The organism is Kushneria sp. Sum13 (assembly GCF_052692355.1).
Map to the genome: position 1 here is coordinate 1636981 of NZ_CP199847.1, position 20817 is coordinate 1657797.

At 57.4% G+C, this 20817-nt stretch carries 19 protein-coding genes; 12 read left to right on the forward strand and 7 right to left on the reverse strand.

Annotated features, from left to right (window positions below; translation table 11 throughout):
* The first annotated feature begins 203 nt into the window (after positions 1-203).
* The 9 genes from thrS (at position 204) to ACUN8C_RS07730 (ending at position 8272) form a co-directional block, all read left to right on the forward strand.
* Positions 204-2102 carry a threonine--tRNA ligase gene (gene thrS, locus ACUN8C_RS07690; RefSeq protein WP_445621638.1) on the forward strand — a complete coding sequence of 633 codons (1899 nt, stop codon included), beginning with the start codon at positions 204-206 and terminating at the stop codon, positions 2100-2102.
* Between the two features lie 26 nt (positions 2103-2128).
* A complete protein-coding gene (gene infC / locus ACUN8C_RS07695) occupies positions 2129-2674 on the forward strand; it encodes a translation initiation factor IF-3 (RefSeq protein ID WP_086622911.1) in 546 nt (181 codons plus the stop codon).
* Positions 2675-2768: 94 nt separating this feature from the next.
* Positions 2769-2963, forward strand: a complete 195-nt coding sequence (gene rpmI / locus ACUN8C_RS07700) for a 50S ribosomal protein L35 (RefSeq protein ID WP_086622910.1) — start codon at positions 2769-2771, stop codon at positions 2961-2963.
* 33 nt (positions 2964-2996) lie between these two features.
* Positions 2997-3347, forward strand: a complete 351-nt coding sequence (gene rplT / locus ACUN8C_RS07705; RefSeq protein ID WP_086622909.1) for a 50S ribosomal protein L20 — start codon at positions 2997-2999, stop codon at positions 3345-3347.
* A gap of 169 nt (positions 3348-3516) precedes the next feature.
* A complete protein-coding gene (pheS, locus tag ACUN8C_RS07710) occupies positions 3517-4536 on the forward strand; it encodes a phenylalanine--tRNA ligase subunit alpha (RefSeq protein ID WP_108843632.1) in 1020 nt (339 codons plus the stop codon).
* Between the two features lie 24 nt (positions 4537-4560).
* Positions 4561-6945, forward strand: coding sequence for a phenylalanine--tRNA ligase subunit beta (gene pheT / locus ACUN8C_RS07715; RefSeq protein ID WP_445621639.1), 2385 nt, complete (start codon positions 4561-4563; stop codon positions 6943-6945).
* A 54-nt stretch (positions 6946-6999) separates the two neighbouring features.
* Positions 7000-7296: an integration host factor subunit alpha gene (locus ACUN8C_RS07720; protein WP_086622906.1), complete on the forward strand. Its 297-nt coding sequence runs from the start codon at positions 7000-7002 to the stop codon at positions 7294-7296.
* A gap of 149 nt (positions 7297-7445) precedes the next feature.
* A complete protein-coding gene (locus tag ACUN8C_RS07725) occupies positions 7446-7898 on the forward strand; it encodes a flavodoxin domain-containing protein (protein ID WP_445621640.1) in 453 nt (150 codons plus the stop codon).
* Positions 7895-8272 (forward strand): hypothetical protein, encoded by a 378-nt coding sequence (locus ACUN8C_RS07730; protein WP_108843629.1) that lies wholly within the window; start codon positions 7895-7897, stop codon positions 8270-8272. The genes ACUN8C_RS07725 and ACUN8C_RS07730 overlap by 4 nt, the downstream gene beginning before the upstream one ends.
* A 24-nt stretch (positions 8273-8296) precedes the next feature.
* Here the strand turns inward: ACUN8C_RS07730 and ppnN are convergent, their stop codons facing one another.
* Positions 8297-9670 (reverse strand): nucleotide 5'-monophosphate nucleosidase PpnN, encoded by a 1374-nt coding sequence (ppnN, locus tag ACUN8C_RS07735; RefSeq protein WP_445621641.1) that lies wholly within the window; start codon positions 9668-9670, stop codon positions 8297-8299.
* 61 nt (positions 9671-9731) lie between these two features.
* The gene (locus ACUN8C_RS07740; protein ID WP_445621642.1) at positions 9732-10046 is read right to left on the reverse strand and encodes a hypothetical protein; all 315 of its coding nucleotides are present in this window, start codon (positions 10044-10046) and stop codon (positions 9732-9734) included.
* Between the two features lie 166 nt (positions 10047-10212).
* Between ACUN8C_RS07740 and ACUN8C_RS07745 the strand changes: the two genes are divergently transcribed.
* Positions 10213-11160: a LysR family transcriptional regulator gene (locus ACUN8C_RS07745; RefSeq protein WP_445621643.1), complete on the forward strand. Its 948-nt coding sequence runs from the start codon at positions 10213-10215 to the stop codon at positions 11158-11160.
* Positions 11161-11261: 101 nt separating this feature from the next.
* Here the strand turns inward: ACUN8C_RS07745 and gcvP are convergent, their stop codons facing one another.
* Entirely contained in the window at positions 11262-14153 is a 2892-nt protein-coding gene (gene gcvP, locus ACUN8C_RS07750) for an aminomethyl-transferring glycine dehydrogenase (protein WP_445621644.1), read from the reverse strand.
* A gap of 113 nt (positions 14154-14266) precedes the next feature.
* On the reverse strand, positions 14267-14665 hold the full coding sequence (gene gcvH / locus ACUN8C_RS07755; RefSeq protein ID WP_108843624.1) for a glycine cleavage system protein GcvH: 399 nt from the start codon (positions 14663-14665) through the stop codon (positions 14267-14269).
* A gap of 333 nt (positions 14666-14998) precedes the next feature.
* On the opposite strand from gcvH, the gene ACUN8C_RS07760 reads away from it, so the two are divergent.
* Positions 14999-16363 carry an alanine/glycine:cation symporter family protein gene (locus ACUN8C_RS07760; protein WP_445621645.1) on the forward strand — a complete coding sequence of 455 codons (1365 nt, stop codon included), beginning with the start codon at positions 14999-15001 and terminating at the stop codon, positions 16361-16363.
* 88 nt (positions 16364-16451) lie between these two features.
* The gene (gene gcvT / locus ACUN8C_RS07765; RefSeq protein WP_445621646.1) at positions 16452-17567 is read left to right on the forward strand and encodes a glycine cleavage system aminomethyltransferase GcvT; all 1116 of its coding nucleotides are present in this window, start codon (positions 16452-16454) and stop codon (positions 17565-17567) included.
* A 121-nt stretch (positions 17568-17688) separates the two neighbouring features.
* Here the strand turns inward: gcvT and ACUN8C_RS07770 are convergent, their stop codons facing one another.
* From ACUN8C_RS07770 to ACUN8C_RS07780, 3 genes are all read right to left on the reverse strand, one after another.
* The gene (locus ACUN8C_RS07770; RefSeq protein ID WP_445621647.1) at positions 17689-18990 is read right to left on the reverse strand and encodes a TRAP transporter large permease; all 1302 of its coding nucleotides are present in this window, start codon (positions 18988-18990) and stop codon (positions 17689-17691) included.
* On the reverse strand, positions 18987-19619 hold the full coding sequence (locus ACUN8C_RS07775) for a TRAP transporter small permease subunit (RefSeq protein WP_445621648.1): 633 nt from the start codon (positions 19617-19619) through the stop codon (positions 18987-18989). The genes ACUN8C_RS07770 and ACUN8C_RS07775 overlap by 4 nt, the downstream gene beginning before the upstream one ends.
* An 87-nt stretch (positions 19620-19706) precedes the next feature.
* Positions 19707-20765, reverse strand: a complete 1059-nt coding sequence (locus tag ACUN8C_RS07780; RefSeq protein WP_445621649.1) for a TRAP transporter substrate-binding protein — start codon at positions 20763-20765, stop codon at positions 19707-19709.
* Positions 20766-20817: the final 52 nt, after the last annotated feature.

The window sequence follows — 20817 nt, forward strand, 5'->3', positions numbered from 1 at the left end:
ATGCTGTGTGTCAGATACCAACGACTGCAGCAATGTTCAGTTATTAGCTGGACGTCATTCGTCACTCTTTGTTAGTTTGCATGCCGGCTTATAGCTTGCCTCACGCCTGCCAGTTCCATGGCGCATTCCCTGCGTCGTGCTGACAATGTAATACCTCAAGTGACTCCTGGTAGCGGTCACCACTGAAAAAGGAAGGAACTCCTATGCCCGTCGTCACGCTTCCTGACGGTAGCCAGCGTCAATTCGAATCTCCCGTATCCATTATGGCAATCGCCGAGTCCATCGGTGCCGGTCTGGCAAAAGCGGCCATTGCCGGTAAAATCGATGGCCAGCTGGTCGACACGGCCGACATTGTCGACCATGACGCAACCGTTGCCATCGTGACTGCGAAGGACCAGGAAGGGCTCGAGATTATTCGCCACTCCTGTGCGCATCTCATTGGACATGCCGTCAAACAGCTGTACCCCGAAGCCAAAATGGCCATTGGTCCTGTCATTGATGACGGCTTTTATTACGACATCGATTTTGGGCAGTCTGTTTCAAGCGATGATCTGGAAAAGATCGAAAAGCGCATGCGCGAACTGATCGACGAAGGGTATGACGTTGACAGGAAATACGTCGACCGCGATCAGGCCATGGAGGCTTTTGTCGCCAGAGACGAACCCTACAAGCAGGATATCGTTTCCCGTATTCCAGCAGGCGAGACCATTCGTCTTTATCATCACAAGGAATACACGGACATGTGCCGGGGACCTCACGTTCCCAATACCCGGCATCTCAAGTCCTTCAAGCTTCTAAAGCTGGCCGGCGCCTATTGGCGCGGCGATGCCTCCAATACCATGCTGACACGCATTTATGGCACGGCCTGGGCGGACAAGAAGCAGTTGAATGCCTATCTGAAACGGCTTGAGGAAGCGGAAAAGCGCGACCACCGCAAGCTTGCCCGACAGCTTAATCTCTTCCATCAGCAGGAAGAGTCGCCCGGTATGGTCTTCTGGCACCCGCGAGGCTGGGCCATCTGGCAGGCAGTCGAGCAGTACATGCGTCGCGTGTATCACAGTGGCGGCTATCAGGAGATTCGCTGCCCGCAGGTCATGGACGTCAGTCTCTGGAAAAAGTCCGGTCATTGGGACAACTATTCGGAAAACATGTTCTTTACCGAGTCGGAAAAGCGCGAGTATGCGCTCAAGCCGATGAACTGTCCGGGACATGTTCAGGTATTTAATTCCGGCCTGCACAGCTATCGCGAAATGCCCATTCGCTACGGCGAGTTTGGTGGCTGTCATCGCAACGAACCTTCGGGCGCGTTGCATGGCATCATGCGAGTGCGTGCCTTTACTCAGGATGACGGTCACGTCTTCTGTACAGAGCGTCAAATTGAGCCTGAGGTGACCGATTTCCACCGCCAGGCGCTCAAGGTCTATGAAGATTTTGGCTTCAGCGATATCGACGTCAAGATTGCACTGCGCCCTGAAAAGCGTATCGGCAGTGATGAAGATTGGGACAAGGCCGAGGGTGCGCTGCGCGCGGCACTGACGGCCTGTGACGTCACCTGGCAGGAGCTGCCGGGAGAGGGCGCCTTTTATGGTCCCAAGATCGAGTACCATATGCGTGACTGTCTGGGCCGGGAGTGGCAGGTAGGCACCATGCAGGTTGACTTCATGATGCCCGGCCGTCTTGGTGCGCAATATGTAGGTGAAGATGGCAATCGTCATACACCGGTCATGCTGCACCGTGCCATTATTGGTTCCTTCGAGCGCTTTATCGGTATCCTGCTGGAGCATCATGCGGGCGCCTTGCCTCTGTGGCTTTCTCCAGAGCAGATCGTTGTGCTTAATATCACCGATGCGCAGGCGTCTTATGCCTCGTCGCTGACCGAGCAATTGCAACAAGCTGGTCTTCGTGTCAAGTCAGACTTGAGGAATGAGAAGATCGGTTTTAAAATTCGTGAGCATACACTCCAGAAAGTGCCTTATCTGCTGGTAGTCGGCGATAAGGAAGTGGAGTCAAATAGCGTTGCTGTCCGAACGCGGACCGGTGAGGATCTGGGGACCATGACAGTTCCCGAATTTCTTGCCAGACTCGATACCGAGCGTAGATAGCAGCATTCCTTTTCAGCAATGGAGACTTGACGATCAAGCGAAATAACCAACGTGGGCGCCCTCAGGAAAAGCGCGCACCCATAAATGACCGTATTCGTGCGGATGAAGTTCGGCTTATCGATAGCGAGGGCGAGCAGCTGGGTGTTGTGCCCATGAATGAGGCGCTTGCCAAGGCTGAAGAAGCTGGGCTTGATCTCGTGCAGATATCCAATGCCGATCCGATCGTTTGCAAGATCATGGATTACGGCAAGCATCAGTTCGAACTGAAAAAACAGAAGTCTGCTCAGAAGAAGAAGCAAAAGCAGATCCAGATCAAGGAAGTCAAATTCAGGCCGGCCACTGATGAAGGTGATTATCAGGTCAAGCTCAAGAATTTGACGCGTTTCCTTGAGGAAGGCGATAAGGGCAAGGTCACGTTGCGATTCCGTGGTCGTGAAATGGCACACCAGGATATCGGACGCAAGCTCATGGAGCGTGTAGAACATGACTTGGAAGACCTTGCTGTTGTAGAATCGCGTCCGAAGATGGAAGGCCGGCAAATGATCATGATGCTGGCCCCCAGGAAAAAGTGATCCGTGGGCAGTTTAACGGGCATGTCGAGCCATTATGGATGACATGGCATGCCGGCCTCGGGTTTTCTAAAAAATATCGCGCGGAGTTATTCTCATGCCGAAGATCAAGAGCAACAGCGGTGCGGCCAAGCGCTTCAAGCGCACTGCCAAGGGCTTTAAGCACAAGCAGTCCTTTCGCAGCCATATCCTGACCAAGAAATCGACCAAGCGTAAGCGTCAGCTGCGCGGTATGAAGCAGATCCATGATGCCGATCGTCGTTTGATCGAGCGCATGCTCCCTTATATCTAAGTCGATTCAAATAACTGAAGTCAGGAGATTTTCATGGCTCGTGTAAAGCGTGGTGTCGTCGCTCGTCGTCGTCACAAGAAGATTCTGAAGCAGGCGAAAGGGTACTACGGTGCTCGTTCACGTACTTTCCGTGTTGCCAAGCAGGCGGTCATCAAGGCAGGCCAATACGCCTACCGCGACCGCCGTCAGCGCAAGCGTCAATTCCGCGCACTGTGGATTGCACGTATCAACGCTGCAGCTCGCACTCACGGCATGTCCTATAGCCGCTTCATCAACGGTCTGAAAAAGGCCGGTATCGAGATCGACCGCAAGATCCTTGCTGATCTGGCCGTTCACGAAAAGCAGGCTTTCGGTTCCATCGTCGAGCAAGCCAAGGCTGCCTGACGGTACTGGTGACTTGATGTCACCTGCCGAAGTGCTACAAGGGAAGAGCCGTCGCTCTTCCCTTGTTTTTTTGTGTGGCAACAATTTATCGTCAGATCCCTGATAACAGGATCAACGTGCAGAGCTTTCCTGGTATCTGCAATCTGCCGTTTTTCATGGAGCAAGACGGATGGAGCATCTCTCCACAGTAGTAGCGACGGCAGTCGAAGCCATTGACGCTGCCGAAGATATCAGGGCACTGGAAGATATTCGTGTCCGCTACCTGGGCAAGAAGGGCGAGGTGACTGCCCTTTTGAAAGGATTGGGAAAACTGCCGGCGCAGGAGCGACCCGCCGCCGGGGAAGTGATCAATCAGGCAAGGCAACAGGTTGAAGCCGCACTGGATGCCAAAAGGACGGCGCTGGAAGCCAGTGCCATGGCGGCCAGGCTTGCAGAGCAGAAGGTGGATGTCACCCTGCCGGGTCGGCGGGAGTCATCGGGCGGTCTGCACCCCATTACCCAGACGCTGCGTCGTATCGAGCAGTGTTTTGCCAATATTGGTTATGACATCGCCGAAGGGCCTGAAATCGAGGACGATTATCATAACTTTGAGGCGCTGAACATACCGGCGCATCATCCTGCCCGCGCCATGCATGACACCTTTTATTTCGATGCGCGCCATGTCTTGCGCACGCACACCTCTCCGGTTCAGATCCGCACCATGGAACATCAGGAGCCGCCAGTGCGACTGGTGTGTTCAGGGCGTGTCTATCGTAACGATTCCGATCTCACTCATAGCCCCATGTTCCATCAGGTAGAAGGGCTGTTTGTGGATGAAAACGTCAGCTTTGCCGATCTCAAGGGCACCATTGAAGCTTTCCTGAAAGCCTTCTTTGAACGTGACCGGCTCGATGTTCGCTTTCGTCCCTCCTACTTTCCGTTTACCGAGCCCTCGGCAGAAGTCGATATTCAGTGCGTTAACTGCGGTGGCAAGGGATGCCGGGTGTGTTCTCATACCGGTTGGCTTGAGGTCATGGGTTGCGGCATGGTGCATCCCAATGTGTTTGACCACGTCGATATAGATTCGAAGCGCTACAGCGGTTTTGCCTTTGGTATGGGGGTCGAGCGTCTGGCGATGCTGCGATATGGCGTCAATGACCTGCGGCTTTTCTTCGATAACGATCTGCGCTTTCTCCGCCAGTTCCAGTAATTCGTTTCGGTATAGCGAGGCAAGATGAAAGTTTCCGAACAGTGGCTGCGTCAATGGGTTGATGTGGCGCAGGATGTGCAGGCGATTGCCGATCAGATCACCATGGCAGGGCTGGAAGTGGATGCCATTGAATCGGTATCCGCCCCGTTTTCAGGCGTCGTGGTTGCACAGGTTAAAGAGGCCGCTCAGCACCCTGATGCTGATCGTTTGCGCGTCTGCCAGCTCGATGACGGCAGCGGCCAGCTTCAACAGGTTGTGTGCGGCGCGCCCAATGTGGCCGCCGGTCAGAAAGTGGCGCTGGCCAGACCCGGTGCTGTACTGCCTGGCGATTTCGCCATCAAGGAAGCCAAACTAAGGGGTGTGGCCTCTCACGGCATGATCTGCGGCGAGTCAGAGCTTGGCCTGGTCGAGGAAAAGTCTCCGGGCATCTGGGTGCTGCCGGACGATGCCCCCATAGGTGAGGATTTAAGGCAGTGGCTTGGGCTGGATGATCACAGTATCGATGTTGATCTTACCCCCAATCGCGGCGACTGCCTGAGTGTTATGGGGCTTGCACGCGAGATCGGTGTGCTCAATCGGGTTGAAGTCAAAACGCCCGGGATTGCGCCCGTGGCAGCGCAGATCGATGAACGCTTTGAGGTTCGTCTGGACAATACCAGTGCCTGCCCACGCTACAGTGCGCGTATTGTCCGCGATGTTGATGTCAGCACGCCTTCTCCTCTGTGGCTGACAGAATATCTGCGTCGCTGCGGCCTGCGCTCCATCGATATTGTGGTGGACATTACCAATTACGTGATGCTTGAGCTGGGACAGCCGATGCATGCCTTCGATCTGGATCGACTCCAGGGCCATATCGAAGTGCGTAATGCCCGCGCCGGTGAGTCATTGACCCTGCTTGATGGGCAGAAGGTAGCGCTTGAAGACAATACCCTCCTGATTGCCGATGCTGAAGGGCCGCTGGCCATTGCCGGTGTCATGGGGGGAGAGCGTTCCGGTGTCAATTCTGACACGCGTCATGTGCTGCTGGAGTCTGCCTTCTTTGCGCCGCTGGCCGTTGCTGGAAGGGCGCGTCAATACGGTCTGCACACGGACGCTTCCCATCGTTTTGAGCGCGGTGTGGATCCAACGTTGCAGGTGCGCGCACTCGAGCGGGCGACAGGATTGCTTGTCGAGCTTGCCGGTGGCCGTCCCGGCCCTGTCATCGAGCAAACGGATCAACAGGCGCTGCCCGATACCTGTCAGATCAGTCTGAGCGCCGAGCGCGTCAGTCGTATTCTGGGTATGACGCTTGAAGATGACGAGATCAGCGATATTCTGACGCGTCTGGGCATGACCCTGACGGCTCGTGCGTCAGGTGGCTGGGACGTCAGTGCTCCGGCGTGGCGCTTTGATGTGCGCCTTGAAGAAGATCTGGTCGAGGAGCTGGCGCGCGTGCACGGCTATAACCGGTTGCCCGTTCGCTACCCGCAGGCCAGTCTGGCGCCACGTCGTGAGGATGCCACGAAGGTTTCGCTCGATGTCATTCGTCAGCATCTGGTGGCCGGTGGCTATCAAGAAGCCATTACCTACAGTTTTGTGTCTGACGATCTTCAGCAGGCCCTGAACCCGAATGTCGTGACACCGACACTTGCCAACCCCATTTCCAGCGATATGTCCGTGATGCGCTCGAGTCTATGGGCGGGCTTGAGCCGTGCGCTGTTGCACAACCTCAATCGTCAGCAGCAGCGCATTCGTCTTTTTGAAACCGGACTTGTGTTCAACGGCGAGATCGATGCGCTGACGCAAACGCCCATGCTGGGTGGCATGATCTGTGGCACACGAGACCCGGAAGGGTGGATGGGCCGCAGGGAAGGCGTCGATTTCTTTGACATCAAGGGAGACGTTGAGCGTCTTCTGTCACTGGGGGGTGTCGAGGGCGAATGGCGTTTCGAGCCGGGTGAGCATGAAGCGCTTCATCCCGGGCAGTGTGCCCGTATCCTGCGAGGTGAGCATCCCGCCGGCTGGGTCGGAGCACTGCATCCTGCTGTCAGAGAGCAGCTTGGCATCAAGCCCGAGGTCTATGTGTTCGAGCTTGAGCTGGCGGCCCTGCAGCAGGGCAGGCTGGCAGCATTCAGCCCGCTGTCTCGCCATCCGGAAGTCAGGCGCGACCTGGCTCTGCTGGTAGACGAGAGCCTGCCGGTACAGTCGCTTCTGGATGTCATTCGTGAACAGGCCGGGGAAGCATTAACGGATCTGCGTCTTTTTGACGTCTATCAGGGCGCCGGTGTGGAAGAGGGGCGCAAGAGCCTGGCGCTGGGCTTGACCTGGCAGCATCCTTCGCGCACGCTGACAGATGTTGAAATTAATCAGACAATTGACAATATTGTAGCGGTCTCCTCGGAACGTTTTGGCGCGTTGCTGCGTAACTGAATGCGGCGGCGGGATACTGTCTCCTAAAGATTGTCTCCTACAGGATGTCGGATAATGAGTGCGTTGACCAAGGCTGAACTGGCAGAGCATCTGCACACGTCGCTTGGATTTTCAAAGCGTGAAGCCAAAATGCTTGTCGAGCAGTTTTTTGACGAAATCCGCGGGTGTCTCAGGGAAAACGAACAGGTCAAGCTGTCAGGTTTTGGCAACTTTGATTTGCGCGACAAGCGTGAAAGGCCTGGTCGTAATCCCAAGACAGGAGAGGAGATCCCGATCTCGGCGCGTCGCGTGGTGACCTTCCGTCCCGGGCAGAAGCTCAAGGCTCTGGTGGAAGAGCGCGACAAGGCCTGATCCACTGCTGTATCCACGGCCATGACAATCGTCTGTCATGACATGAAAAGCCCCGCCCATGGCGGGGCTTTTTTGCAGGTTGCTCGCCAGGAAAGCGCCTGAAGCACTATGTTACCATTTCCCAAATTTAATCCTGGTGATCGAAAATCATGCCTGATGTCGGAATTTATGTTGCCACTGTTTATGGCGGCGCGCTGGATGTCGCCGAGCAGATAGCGCCCTTGTTTGAATCGGCAGGCTACGGTGTCGATATTTATGAAACCCCCACACTGGAAAAGCTGGTCGACCCTCGGCCGGATCTGGCGCTTTTTTGCATTTCGACCACGGGCCGGGGCGATTATCCGGGCAATTTCACCGGTCTCAGCAGTGCCCTTGAGCAACAGCGCCCGTCACTTCAGGGCCTGCAATATGCCCTGATTGCCATGGGAGACAGCAGCTACGAGGAGAGTTTCTGTGGTGCCGGGCGCAAGCTGGACGAGCTTCTGACCGCTCTTGGCGCCAGCCGTGTTGGCGAGCGTCTGGAAGTAGACGCCTCGGAAACGCCCATGGCCGACGATGCCGCACTGCCCTGGGCAGAGCAGTGGCTGGAGGCGCATTCGTGAGTCGTCAGGGTCTGCTGGCCAGCGGTGAGCGAATCTCCATTTTGCTGGGACTTGCCCTGACCATGCTGATGGCAGCGCCCGGTTACTATATTGTTCGCGACAATGAGCGTCTGATACTGGTATGTGGGGGCGTGGCGGCGCTGGTCGTCGTGTCTGCCCTGTTATGGCAGCGTGCCTCCAGCAGCGTCAGGAAGGGAGCGTTGACAGCGCTTAAACGGCTTTTGTTGTGGCTGGTGGCGGGTGTGGCGGCAACGGCGATCTGGCAACTTGCGACAGGGCAGTCGCAGGACTGGTATCAGTGGTTGCCCAGAGCCATGACCATCGGGCTCTTGCTGCATGCACTTTATGGCTGGTGGCGCCCTGCAGAGCAGTAGCGCCACCGGCAGTCTGGTCACGTTTTACGTGTTCAGCGTATAGCAGGGCACGTATTCACTGCCGGGCAGTTTCATGCGTCCCTGCGCGACAAAGGAGGTCAGCAGCTCATCAAGAGGCGCCATGAGCTCGCTTTCAGCGTTCAGGCGGAAAGGACCCTGTTTTTCGATGGCCCGTACGCCCTGCTCCTTGACGTTGCCGGCCACTATTCCCGAGAAGGCGCGACGCAGGTTGGCGGCCAGATCATGCACGTTCTGGCGACGATGAAGGGCCAGCCCGGCCATTGACTCGTGGTTCGGGGTGAAGGGCTGCTGAAAGTCTCGTGGAATCTCCAGGCGCCAGTTGAAGTAGAAAGCATCCTGGTGCTCGCGGCGAAAGGCAGTAACTTCCTCGATACCGTCTCTCATGGCACGGGCCACACCGACGGGGTCGTCAATCATGATGCGATAGTACTTTTGAGCCTCGGTACCCAGCGTGAAGGCAATAAATTCATCAATGCGCCGGAAATAGTCGGCGCTGCCGGCCGGCCCGGTAAAGATGATCGGGAAGGGGATGTCGGCATTGTCTGGATGCAGCAATACGCCCAGCAGATACAGGATCTCTTCGGCGGTGCCCACGCCACCAGGAAAGATGATGATGCCGTGGCCAACGCGAATGAAGGCCTCGAGTCGCTTTTCAATGTCCGGCATGATGACCAGTTCATTGACGATCGGGTTGGGTGACTCGGCTGCAATGATGCCAGGCTCCGAAATGCCCAGATAGCGACTGTTGCGACGACGCTGTTTGGCGTGTGCGACATTGGCACCCTTCATTGGCCCTTTCATGGCGCCCGGCCCGCAACCGGTGCAGATGTCCATGTCACGCAGCCCCAGATGATAGCCGACCGACTTGCTGTAGTCGTACTCCTCGCGTGAGATGGAGTGCCCGCCCCAGCAGACCACCAGGTTGGGATCACGTGAAGGCTTCATGACTCCGGCATTGCGCAGGATATGAAACACGGCGTTGGTAATGCCTTCGGCAGATTCGAGATCGAAGCGACCATGTTTTTCAATTTCGTTGGAGACGTAAACCACGTCACGCAAAACGGAAGACAGCAGTTCACGAATGCCGCGAATCATGCTGCCATCCACGAAGGCATGGGCCGGGGCATTGGTAAGCTTTAGACGGATGCCTCGATCCTGCTGGATGACTTCAATATCAAAGTCGTGATAGGCCTCAAGCACACTGCAGCTGTCATCAACCATGGTGCCGTAGTTCAGGATGGCCAGTGCACAGCGGCGAAGCACATCGTGCATGCCGTTGGATGAAGTGTCTCGCAGGCGATTGACCTCCTGCTGAGAGAGCACTTCCAGACTGCCTTCCGGAGAAATGGTGACTGAAATCCGTGTAGCTTCCTTCATCCTCTTTGATGTCCTTTTCCTGCAGTCAACAAATGCCAGAGGCAAACTCTGGCGACATGGGTCAGCCCGCCCGGTTCATGGCGCTGTGCCAGAGTTCCTCGATCCGCTGACGGTCATCGCTTTCCATGGCATCTTCCATAAAGGTGCTTTCAAGCCACTGGCGGTAGGTGGCATCGAAGTCCTCGCTGGTTACGTCCTCTGGATCGTATTGCGCCATCTCCTGCACAAGCTCGATCTGCGGAATCATGTAGCCCAGTGCAAAAAGGTCTTCCTCGCGCGCCTCGGATTCCATCGCAAGCAGTGTCTTTTTAATGTCTTCGGCGCGTCTTAAAAAGGGGTCGGGCATGTTGGAGATTCCAATGGCAAGCAGTGTCAAAAATCCTGTCCCGGGATGCTAACACGAGAGCCCGAGGAGCTCATGCGGACCATGGTCTTTTCTGATAAGGTAGCCGGTCACGCCGTATCTATCTGATCAGAAATGAAGATTTTTTGTTTGCCCGGGCGCATGTCGTTCAGGGCCGTCAGTGAGCTGATAACGTCTCATGTTTAATGCCCAGTATTTCAAAACCTTTATCACGCTGGTGGAAACAGGCAGCTTTACCCATACGGCCCATAAGCTGGAAATGACGCAGCCCGGGGTCAGCCAGCACATCCGCAAGCTTGAACACTATCTCGACAAGACCCTGCTGCGCCGGCATGGCCGTCGTTTTACGCTCACGGAAGCAGGGCGGCGCGCCTACGACTATGCCATTCGCCTGTTTGCCGAACATGAACAGTTTCGCCATGGCCTTGATGATGAGTCCCTGAGCAGTGGCGACTGTCGGATTGCCAGCCCGTCAAGCATCGGCTTGATGTTTTACCCCTTTGCACTGGGCTATCAGCAGGTCAACACCGGTTTGACCATCAATTACAATTTCGCCTTCAATGCTGAAATCGTGCAGGACGTTCTGGCCGGTCGCCATGACCTGGGGATCGTCACGGACATCACGCGTCATCCCGACCTTGAGTATGAGCTCTGGCACCATGAGCCGCTGTGCCTTGTAGTGCCTGCCGATTTTCGTGGCAATAGCATCAACGAGCTGCTGTCTCTGGGATTTCTGAACTACTTCAATGGCGTGAATAACGCAAGCCAGGTGCTGCGCGACAACTATCCTGCCGAGTTCCGCTCGATCAGTTATTTTCCGCAAAAGGGCTATACCAACGATGTGGCGGTCGTGCTGGACGCGGTCGCCCGCGGGCTGGGCTTTACGGTTGTATCACGCGCGGTGCTTGAAACCTCGCCCTGGCAGCGCCAGGTTCAGGAAGTACCGCTGTCGGTACCGGTGTATGAGTCCCTGTATGTCCTGACGCGTAGAGGGGCGGAGCTGCCTCGACGATACCGGCAGTTGCTGGATGAGTTTCGCGAGCAGCGTCGCAATGCCCTTTATGGCTACGAAGCGCCTGCCGACATGTATGGCCACGAAACGCCTGCCGAGGGCAGTAACGCGTAAGCCTCTTCTGCAGCGCCAGGTGTTGACCAAAAAGGCCGACACAATGTCATCCATTGTGCCGGCCTTTTGTATCCCAAGGGCTGATCAATCGCGAGGGTCAATCAGTCGCGATAGTCATCGATGCTCGGACAGCTGCAGATCAGATTGCGGTCGCCATAGACATTGTCGACCCGGTTGACGCTGGGCCAGAACTTGGCGGCTTTTGTCGCCGGGGTTGGAAAGGCAGCCTGTTCCCGGGAGTAGGGGAACGGCCAGTTTTCCTGATACAGGTCACGCTGGGTGTGCGGGGCATTGACCAGCACATTGTTGTCGCGGGCCACGTTTCCCTGCTCCACGGCGCGAATCTCTTCGCGAATGGCGATCATGGCCTCACAGAAGCGGTCCAGCTCCTGACGTGACTCGGACTCGGTCGGCTCGATCATGAGGGTGCCGGCCACCGGGAAGGACATGGTCGGTGCATGGAAGCCGTAATCCATTAGACGCTTGGCAATGTCCTCTTCGTCGATACCGCTGGCGGCCTTGAGGGGGCGAATATCGATGATGCACTCGTGCGCCACGTGACCCTTCTGGCCACGGTAGAGGACGCTGTAGTGCTCGCTCAGACGATGGGCCATGTAGTTGGCATTCAAAATGGCCGCTTCACTGGCTTCTCGCAGGCCGCGCGCGCCCATCATGACGATATAGGCCCATGAAATGGGCAGGATCAGGGCGCTGCCAAAGGCGGCCGAGGAGACGGCAGTGCCGGGCTCAAGGCTCGTGTGATCAGTGCGATGGACATGGCCCGGCAGATAATCGGCAAGATGCGCCTTGACGCCAATCGGACCCATGCCGGGGCCGCCGCCACCGTGGGGAATGCAGAAGGTCTTGTGTAAATTGAGGTGTGAAACATCACCGCCATAATCCCCCGGCCGGCACAGGCCTACCTGGGCGTTCATGTTGGCGCCATCGATATACACCTGTCCACCATGCTGATGCACGATCTCACAGGCCTTGCGAACACCTTCTTCAAAAACACCATGCGTCGACGGATAGGTCAGCATGATGGCCGAGAGTTCATCGCTGTGCTTTTCAGCCTTCGCCTGCAGGTCTTCCAGATCGATATTGCCGTTGGCATCACATTCCACCACCACCACCTTCATGCTGGTCATGGCGGCCGATGCCGGGTTGGTGCCATGGGCCGATGACGGGATCAGACAGATGTGCCGATGGCCCTGATCGATCGACTGCTGATAGCGCCGTATGGCCAGAAGCCCGGCATATTCTCCCTGTGCCCCGGAGTTGGGCTGCATGGAGATGGCATCATAACCGGTGACTTCAATGAGATAGTTCCCCAGCTCACCAATCATCGTCATGTAGCCCGACACCTGCGACTCGGGCGCAAAGGGATGAATGTCGGCGCACTCGGTCCAGGACAGCGGCACCATCTCGGTGGTGGCATTGAGCTTCATGGTGCAGGAGCCCAGCGGAATCATGGCATGCGTGAGCGACAGATCACGATTTTCGAGCCGCTTCAGGTAGCGCAGCATCTCGGTTTCGCTGTGATAGCGCGAGAAGGTCGGATGCGTCAAAAAGTCCGACTGGCGCTGGCAGGGTGCCGGGAGTCGGGCGCCGGTATTTTGAAGCGTGGCATCGATGGCGGCCACATCCTGCCCGTGCCGGTCACCCAGTAAAATGGCGAAAAGGGCGTCGATATCTTCCGGTGTGGTGGTCTCATCCAGACTGATGCTTATCCGGCCATCGTCACGATAGCGCAGATTATGCCCGGCCTTTTCAGCACGCTGCTGAAGTCCTGCTACATCATCAACACGCAGCGTCAGCGTATCGAAAAAGCCCTCGTTGTCGACGCTTGCAGCGCTGTCGGCCAGGCCTTTTGCCAGAATGCAGGTCAGGCGATGAACGCGGGCGGCAATGGTGCGAATACCGTCCGGGCCATGATAGACCGCATAAAAGCCGGCAATGTTGGCCAGCAGCGCCTGGGCGGTACAAATGTTGGAGGTCGCCTTCTCGCGACGGATGTGCTGTTCACGTGTCTGCATGGCCATGCGCAGCGCGGGTTTGCCGTGGCGGTCGCGGGAGACCCCGATGACACGACCGGGCATGGAACGCTTGAGGTCGTCGTTGACGGCAAAAAACGCAGCATGCGGGCCGCCAAAGCCCATGGGCACGCCAAAGCGCTGAGCGGAGCCAAGTGCGATATCGGCGCCCATCTCTCCCGGCGGCTTCAAAAGGGCCAGTGCCAGAAGGTCGGTGGCCACGGCGACCATGGTGTGACGCTCATGCGCGCGCTCGATAAGCGCTCCGAGATCCGTCACGCTACCGTCTTCAGCCGGATATTGCAGCAGGGCACCAAAGACATCGTACTGATCCAGTGCGTCGGCGCGGTCGACGATGACCTCAAGACCCAGCCAGCGAGCACGCGTACGCACGACGTCCAGCGTCTGAGGGAACACGTGATCGGCCACAAAAAATGCCGAGCTTTTATTTTTCCGGTTGGAGCGCTTGCACAGCGCCATGGCCTCGGCGGCGGCAGTCGCTTCATCCAGCAATGAGGCATTGGCCAGTGCCATGCCGGTCATGTCCATGACCATCTGCTGGAAGTTGAGCAGGCCTTCGAGCCGCCCTTGGGCAATCTCGGGTTGATACGGCGTATAGGCGGTATACCAGCCCGGATTTTCAAGGACATTGCGTGCAATGACGGCAGGCATGATGGTGCCGTAATAGCCGGCCCCGATATGATTTTTCATGACCCGATTGGTACCCATGACCCGACGTAGGCGCGTCAGCGCTTCAAGCTCCGACACCGGTTCGGCCAGATTCAGTTCGCCTTCCATGCGAATGTCCTGGGGGATGGCGTGCGCGAGCAGGTCCGCCATCGTATCGGCGCCCAGCGTCTCCAGCATTTGGTGACGTGCCGTGGCATCGATGCCGATATGACGGGCAATAAACGCATCATGCGCGAAGAGTTCATCCAGCGAGCGAGAATCAGCGGCCATGGGATATCCGTAAGATGAGGTGTCGGAAGGCGTCACTGCAGAACCCGGTAACGAGTGAGCGGCCTTCCGACAACAGCGAGGAGGTCAGCCTCGGGTGTTGGTGGTAAACGCGATCAGTCGTTGGCTTCGTTGGCAACAAGCTCGGTATAGCTGTCAGCGTCCATCAGCGATTCGAGTTCATCGGGTTCTGCCAGACGAATCTTGATCAGCCAGGCATCGTCATAGGGGCTTTCATTGAGGCTTTCAGGGGCATCCTCGAGCAGGGTGTTGACGCCCAGGACTTCACCACTCAGTGGGGCATAAAGGTCCGAGGCGGCTTTGACCGACTCGACCACACCGAACTCTTCGCCTGTCGCAAGGGTACTGCCCACTTCGGGAAGCTCCACGAAGACCACATCGCCAAGGGCCTGCTGGGCATGGTCGGTAATGCCGATGGTGACCGTACCATCACCATTGTCCTGGACCCATTCGTGACTGTCCGAATAGCGAAGATTAGTGGGGATCTGGCTCATATTATATGTCCTGTTCAATGCCAAGATGACGGATGGCGAAACATCCCGGGGATAACGAGGCTGACCTGCCTATAGGGTGGCTTCAGGCAGCTTGCTCGTCCACTGCTGATTGCGGATCGGCGATTTTGTTATGCCGGTGTGTTTCCGATCGGAAACTTTTTCCTTATCGTAACGTCGCCGGTCGAGGACTAAAAGAGGCTGGCGTGAAAAACGTCGGTCTCCGGCAAGCTTGCCATGACATTGTCAGGGTCAGCCTGTAGATTTTCATGATGCGCCGTCATCCATGTCGTTTGACACACTATGACTTCAATAACAAATCGGGAGAAATCGGTCATGGAAGCATTGCAGGGACTGGTGGAAGGAATTAATGGAGTGGTCTGGGGGCCACTGATGCTGATGCTGTTACTGGGTGTCGGACTTTATCTTCAGATCGGGCTCAAGGGGATGCCGGTACGCAACATCGGTCGCGCCTTTGGACTGCTGTGGCAGGGGCGTACGCCGGGTGAAAAGGACAGCGGCGAGATTTCATCGTTTAACGCGCTCATGACCTCGCTGTCGGCCACCATCGGCACCGGCAATATTGCCGGTGTGGCCACTGCCATCGCGCTTGGCGGGCCAGGCGCCGTGTTCTGGATGTGGATGACCGCTCTGGTCGGCATGGCCACCAAATACGCCGAGGCGGTCTGTGCCGTGCGTTTTCGCGAGCGCGATGATCAGGGCAATTTCGTGGGCGGGCCGATGTATTACATCAAAAACGGTCTTGGCAAACGCTATGCCTGGCTGGGTGTGTTGTTTGCCCTGTTTGGAACACTGGCGTCGTTTGGCATCGGTAATACGGTGCAGGCCAATTCGGTCGCCGATGCCCTGTCGACCTCTTTCAGCATTCCTTCCTGGGTGACCGGTCTGGTCATCATGGTGCTGGCGGGTGCCGTCATTCTCGGAGGCATCCAGCGTATCTCAAGCGTCGCCGGACGTCTGGTGCCGTTCATGGCCGTGGCCTATCTGCTGGCCGGTCTGATCGTACTGGCCATTAACTATGCCGCCATCCCCGAAGCGTTCTTGTTGATTGTTCGTCATGCCTTTACGCCCATTTCAGCGGCCGGCGGGTTTGCCGGTGCGGCCGTCGCTGCGGCCATCCGCTTTGGTGTGGCTCGAGGGGTCTTCTCCAATGAGGCCGGGCTTGGCAGTGCCCCCATTGCCCATGCTGCAGCGCAGACCAACAGCCCCGTCAGGCAGGGGATGGTGGCCATGCTGGGCACCTTCATTGATACCATCGTGGTCTGTTCTGTAACGGCTCTGGCCATCTTGACCTCTGGGCAGTGGCTTGACGGGGACTCGGGCGCTTCATTGACCTCTCTGGCCTTCAGGACGGCGTTGCCGGGACCCGGCGACTATATCGTGGCCATTGCGCTGGCGATCTTTGCCTTTACCACCATTCTGGGCTGGTCGTACTACGGCGAACGATGCTTTCAGTATCTTTTTGGCAGCCGCGCAGCGCGTGTTTATCGCATTGCATTTGTGCTGGCCATCCCCGTGGGAGCAATGGCCCATCTTGATTTCATCTGGCTGCTGGCGGATACCTTTAACGCTTTGATGGCGATCCCCAACCTGATCGCCCTGGCGCTGCTGTCACCGGTCGTTTTCAAGCTGACTCGAGAGCATTTCGCTGCGGAAAGGCAGGCGGCCAATCAAGGGTAAAAACAGGTCGGCGGCATGTGCATGGCCCCGGCAAACGAGGGCCGTGTACACCAACAGCATTCATTCATGAACCGGATCCGGAGGATTTATGTCAACCCTGCATCGAACGCCGCTTTATACGCTCTGGCAACAGCGCGGGGCCAGATTTGTTCCCTTCGCCGGCTATGAAATGCCTGTCCAGTTCGAGATGGGGATCAAGCGTGAGCATGAGCATACCCGTCGCCAGTGTGGACTGTTTGACGTCTCGCACATGGGGCAGATGCTGATTCGCGGTAGTCAGCCGGCACAGGCGCTGGAGCGGGTATCGCCCATTGATGCCGTGAGTATTGTCCCCGGGCGCCAGCGCTACGGCCTGTTTACCAGCAACGTGGGCGGTATCCATGATGACTTCATGGCGGTCAATGCCGGGGATCATCTCTATCTGGTCGTTAATGCCGCCTGTCGCGCTGCAGATGCGGCCCTGTTGAGAAGCGGGCTGGGTGAGGGCGGTGTTCTTGAGGTGGTCGAGGATCGTGCTCTGCTGGCGCTTCAGGGGCCCATGGCCCGTGCGGTGATGCGCAGGCTGTGTCCGCAGGCGGCAGAGCTCACCTTCATGCAGCATGCCCGGTTCGAAATTATGAGCCATGAGGTCTGGGTGAGCTGTTCGGGGTATACCGGAGAAGATGGTTTCGAGCTGTCCATTGCGGCAGACGGTGCCAAGGACATTGCCGAATGGCTGCTCGCTCAGGAAGAGGTGGCGCCCATTGGGCTAGGTGCGCGTGACTCACTGCGACTGGAGGCCGGGCTGTGTCTCTATGGCCACGACATGGGTGAAGACACCACGCCCATTGAAGCTTCTCTGGGCTGGGCGATTGGCAAGGCAAGGCGCCAGGGCGGTGAGCGTGAAGGCGGGTTCCCGGGGGCAGACGTGATCCTGACCCAGCAGGCCAATCAGGATACCGAACGGTTGCGAGTCGGGCTGAAGTCCGACGGAAAGGCGCCGGTGCGTGAAGGCGCGAAACTTTTCAATATGGAAGGGGACCCCATCGGTGAGGTCACTTCAGGCACCTTTGGCCCCTCGGTCGGTATGCCTGTTGCCATGGGGTATCTCAAGCGTGAGTGCTGTGCGCCGGGTCAAAAGCTGCAGGCCGAAGTGCGCGGCCGCCGGATGGACATGACGGTCACGCCGATGCCCTTTGTCACGACGCACTACTATCGTGGCTGAATTGCTGTCGTGGATGAAGTGCTATTGCGGCTGAATGGAACCGGTAAAGGCCCTGCGTTGGCAGGGCCTTTTTCCGACAGGCTGTTCCTTTTCAGGTCTGGCGTTGCAGGGTGTCCAATGTCTACACCAGCCACATGGCAAGATCAGGCCAGAACAGCAGGGCAAACAGCACCAGCAGCTGCAGGGCAATAAAGGGCAGCAGCGAGACAAAAATATCCTGGAGGCTGATTTCCGGCGGGGCGACTCCCTTGAGATAAAATGCCGCCGGCCCGAACGGCGGTGACAGGAAAGACACCTGCATGTTGACGGCAAACAAAATCCCGAACCATATTGGGCTGTAGCCCAGCTGCGTAATGATCGGGACAAAGATCGGCAGGGTCAGCATCGCCACGCCAATCCAGTCGAGGAACATGCCCAGCACCAGCAGGATGCCCATCATCACCAGGACGATCACGATCGGGGCAACATCAAGGCCCATGATCATGCCCGAGATAAACCGGTTCCCTCCCATCAGGTTGTAGACCCCAACCAGGGCTGCTGCGCCGATGCCGATCCAGATAATCATGCCGCAGGTCATCAGCGTCTGACCAAGGCTTTCGTGCATGGTCTTGAACGAGAACTCTCCACGCAGCACGATCGCCAGCAACACGCCGAACACCCCCATGGCCGCTGCTTCCGTAACCGAGGCCACACCGCCATAGATCGAGCCCAGAACAAGCACCGCGATCAGCGCCGGTACGATAATCGCCTGCAGTGCCTTGCCTTTGGTGGCAAAGGTTTCGCGTCGGTCTTCTTCGGTTAACGGTGGGCCAAGGCTTGGGTTTTTCAGGCAGCGCACCAGTACATAACCGATGTAGGACAGCATCAGGATCACGGCCGGTGTGATGGCGGCGGTAAACAGATCGGCAATGGAGACACTGGCAATCAACCCATAGATGATCAGTACGATCGAGGGCGGCATCATGGTCCCCAGTGAGCCGCCGGCGCAGACCACGCCAATGGACAGATGCTTGTCATACCCCAGTCGCAGCATCTGCGGCAGGGCAAGAATGCCCAGCAGCACGATTTCACCTCCAATAATCCCCGAAAGCGCCGCCAGAAAAAACGCCACGACCACCGTCTGCACCGCCACACCGCCGGGCAGTCGGCCTGCAAAGACACGCATGGCATTGAACAAATCCTTTGCGATCCCGGAGCGGTCCAGCAGAGATGCCATCAACACGAACATGGGTACCGCCACCAGTGAATACTCGGTGACAAAACCATAGATGCGGCTGGTGACCAGCGGCATGGCCATTGGGCCGAACCAGCCGAAGGTAAAGGCGAGTGCGACCAGGCCGGTAATGAAGGCCAGCGGCAGGCCGGTAATCAATAGGGCAAAGATGGCCCCGACCATCAGGATCGTACCGTCGGCAATGGTCATGACGCTGCCTCCCCGTCATTGTGCCGTACCTCGGCAGGCCTGCCTCGCAGGGACTGAATGAAATGGACCAGCGACTGGACGCACATGATCATCAGTGACGCCATGATGATGCCTTTCACCAGCGCCGGAAACGGCGGGTTCCAGGAGGTACCGGAGCGTTCCAGCTGCCATGCCCCCAGAGGGTTGTGCGAGGCGTCCCAGAACATGGTGAAGGCGGCGTAGCTCATGGCCAGACAAAAGCCGAAGGTCACAAGATCATTGAAACGGTCCAGCCAGAGCCTCAGGCGCGGACCGGCACTGTCATAGAGAACGCGCACACGAATATGGCGGTTGCTGGCCAACGCTGCCGGCCCGCCAAGCGCAAAACTGACGGCCACCAGCATCACAACGCTTTCGTGCACCCACGAGGTGGGAGAGTTGAAGCCGTAACGCATGAGCACTTCATAAACGCTGACGGCCATGGCAGCGAAGATGAGCCAGGCGGCGCCCCGAGCACACCACACCACGCCGCGGTCGAGAAAGCTGCGTACCGGGTCCGGGGCACGATCGATATGGTCCGGGTTCGAACGCGCGAGCTCTTCCTCGTCTGCTTCGATAACGCCATGCTGGCGGTGAGGATCTTTGGACATGAGACAGCCTCTGCATCAGAGAAAATCGATCGGAGGATGGCACGGCCATATCGTGCCTCTGGCCGTGCCTGCGCAAGGACTGTTTAATCAGGATGATGCGTCTTTTGCTTGATTGTCGCTTTCTGCGGGCAGCAGATTGTGTGCCTTGAGATAGGCCACGACCGAGTCATAGTACTCACGGGTAATGTCGTTGCGCCCGGCCCACTCGGCCCACTCCTGACGGGCGATATCACGGAACTTCGCGCGCTCTTCCAGGGATAGATCAATGATCTCGATATCCGGGTTCTGGCGGGCCTGGCGTACCGCCTCCAGATCGCGTGTTTTCAGCTCGGCGACCATCTCGTAGGCGAGCGCGTCTACTGATGTGGTCAGCATGGCCTGCAGGTCAGCCGGCAGACTCTTCCAGATGTCGTTATTGATCGAGACGGCGACCATGGGCAGGGAGTGGAAGCCGGGGTAAAGCGGATAGGGCGCAAAATCATGCAGCCCCTGCGCCTGGTTGGTGGCAAAGACCGTGTAATCGGCGGCATCGATGACCCCCTTTTCAAGCCCCGTATAGACCTCCGAGCCCGGCAGGTTGACCGGCGTGGCGCCTGCCTTTTCGAAGATGTTGTAGACCATGCCTTCCGGCGCCCGCAGTTTGAGCCCTTTCATGTCTGCAATGGAGCGAATCGGCTTGCTGGAGGGCAGGGACTCAAGGCCTGTGGCGGCAGCGCCGATCAGATGAAGTCCGTAGGGTTCGACCAGCTTGTTGTAGAGCGCCTCACCGCCGGCATTGTTCATGTAATCAAGAAAGTCGTAGGGGTCGCTCCAGGCGCCAACCAGATTTCCCATCATGCCAAAGGCCGGGTCCTGGCCGGTGAAGTAGCTGGGGTCGGTCAGATGCCCCTGCAGGATGCCGGAGCGCACTGCCTGCAGGGTTTGATTGGCCTGTACCACGGCGCCAACGGGTAAAATCTCAATGGCAATACGGCCGTTCGACATTTTCTCCACGTTGTCGGCCCATGCCTTTTTCATTTCAAACTGCGGCTCACCGGAGGTTTCCGACGTTTGAAAGGTCCATTCATATTCGGCGGCCTGAGCAGTAAACGCTGTACTGCCCAGTGCAATGAGAAGACAGGCTTTTAGCGGAAAGCGGATAGACATGATGAATTTCCCTTGTCGTTGTTATCGGTATGGTCCGAGCGGTCGTGTGCTG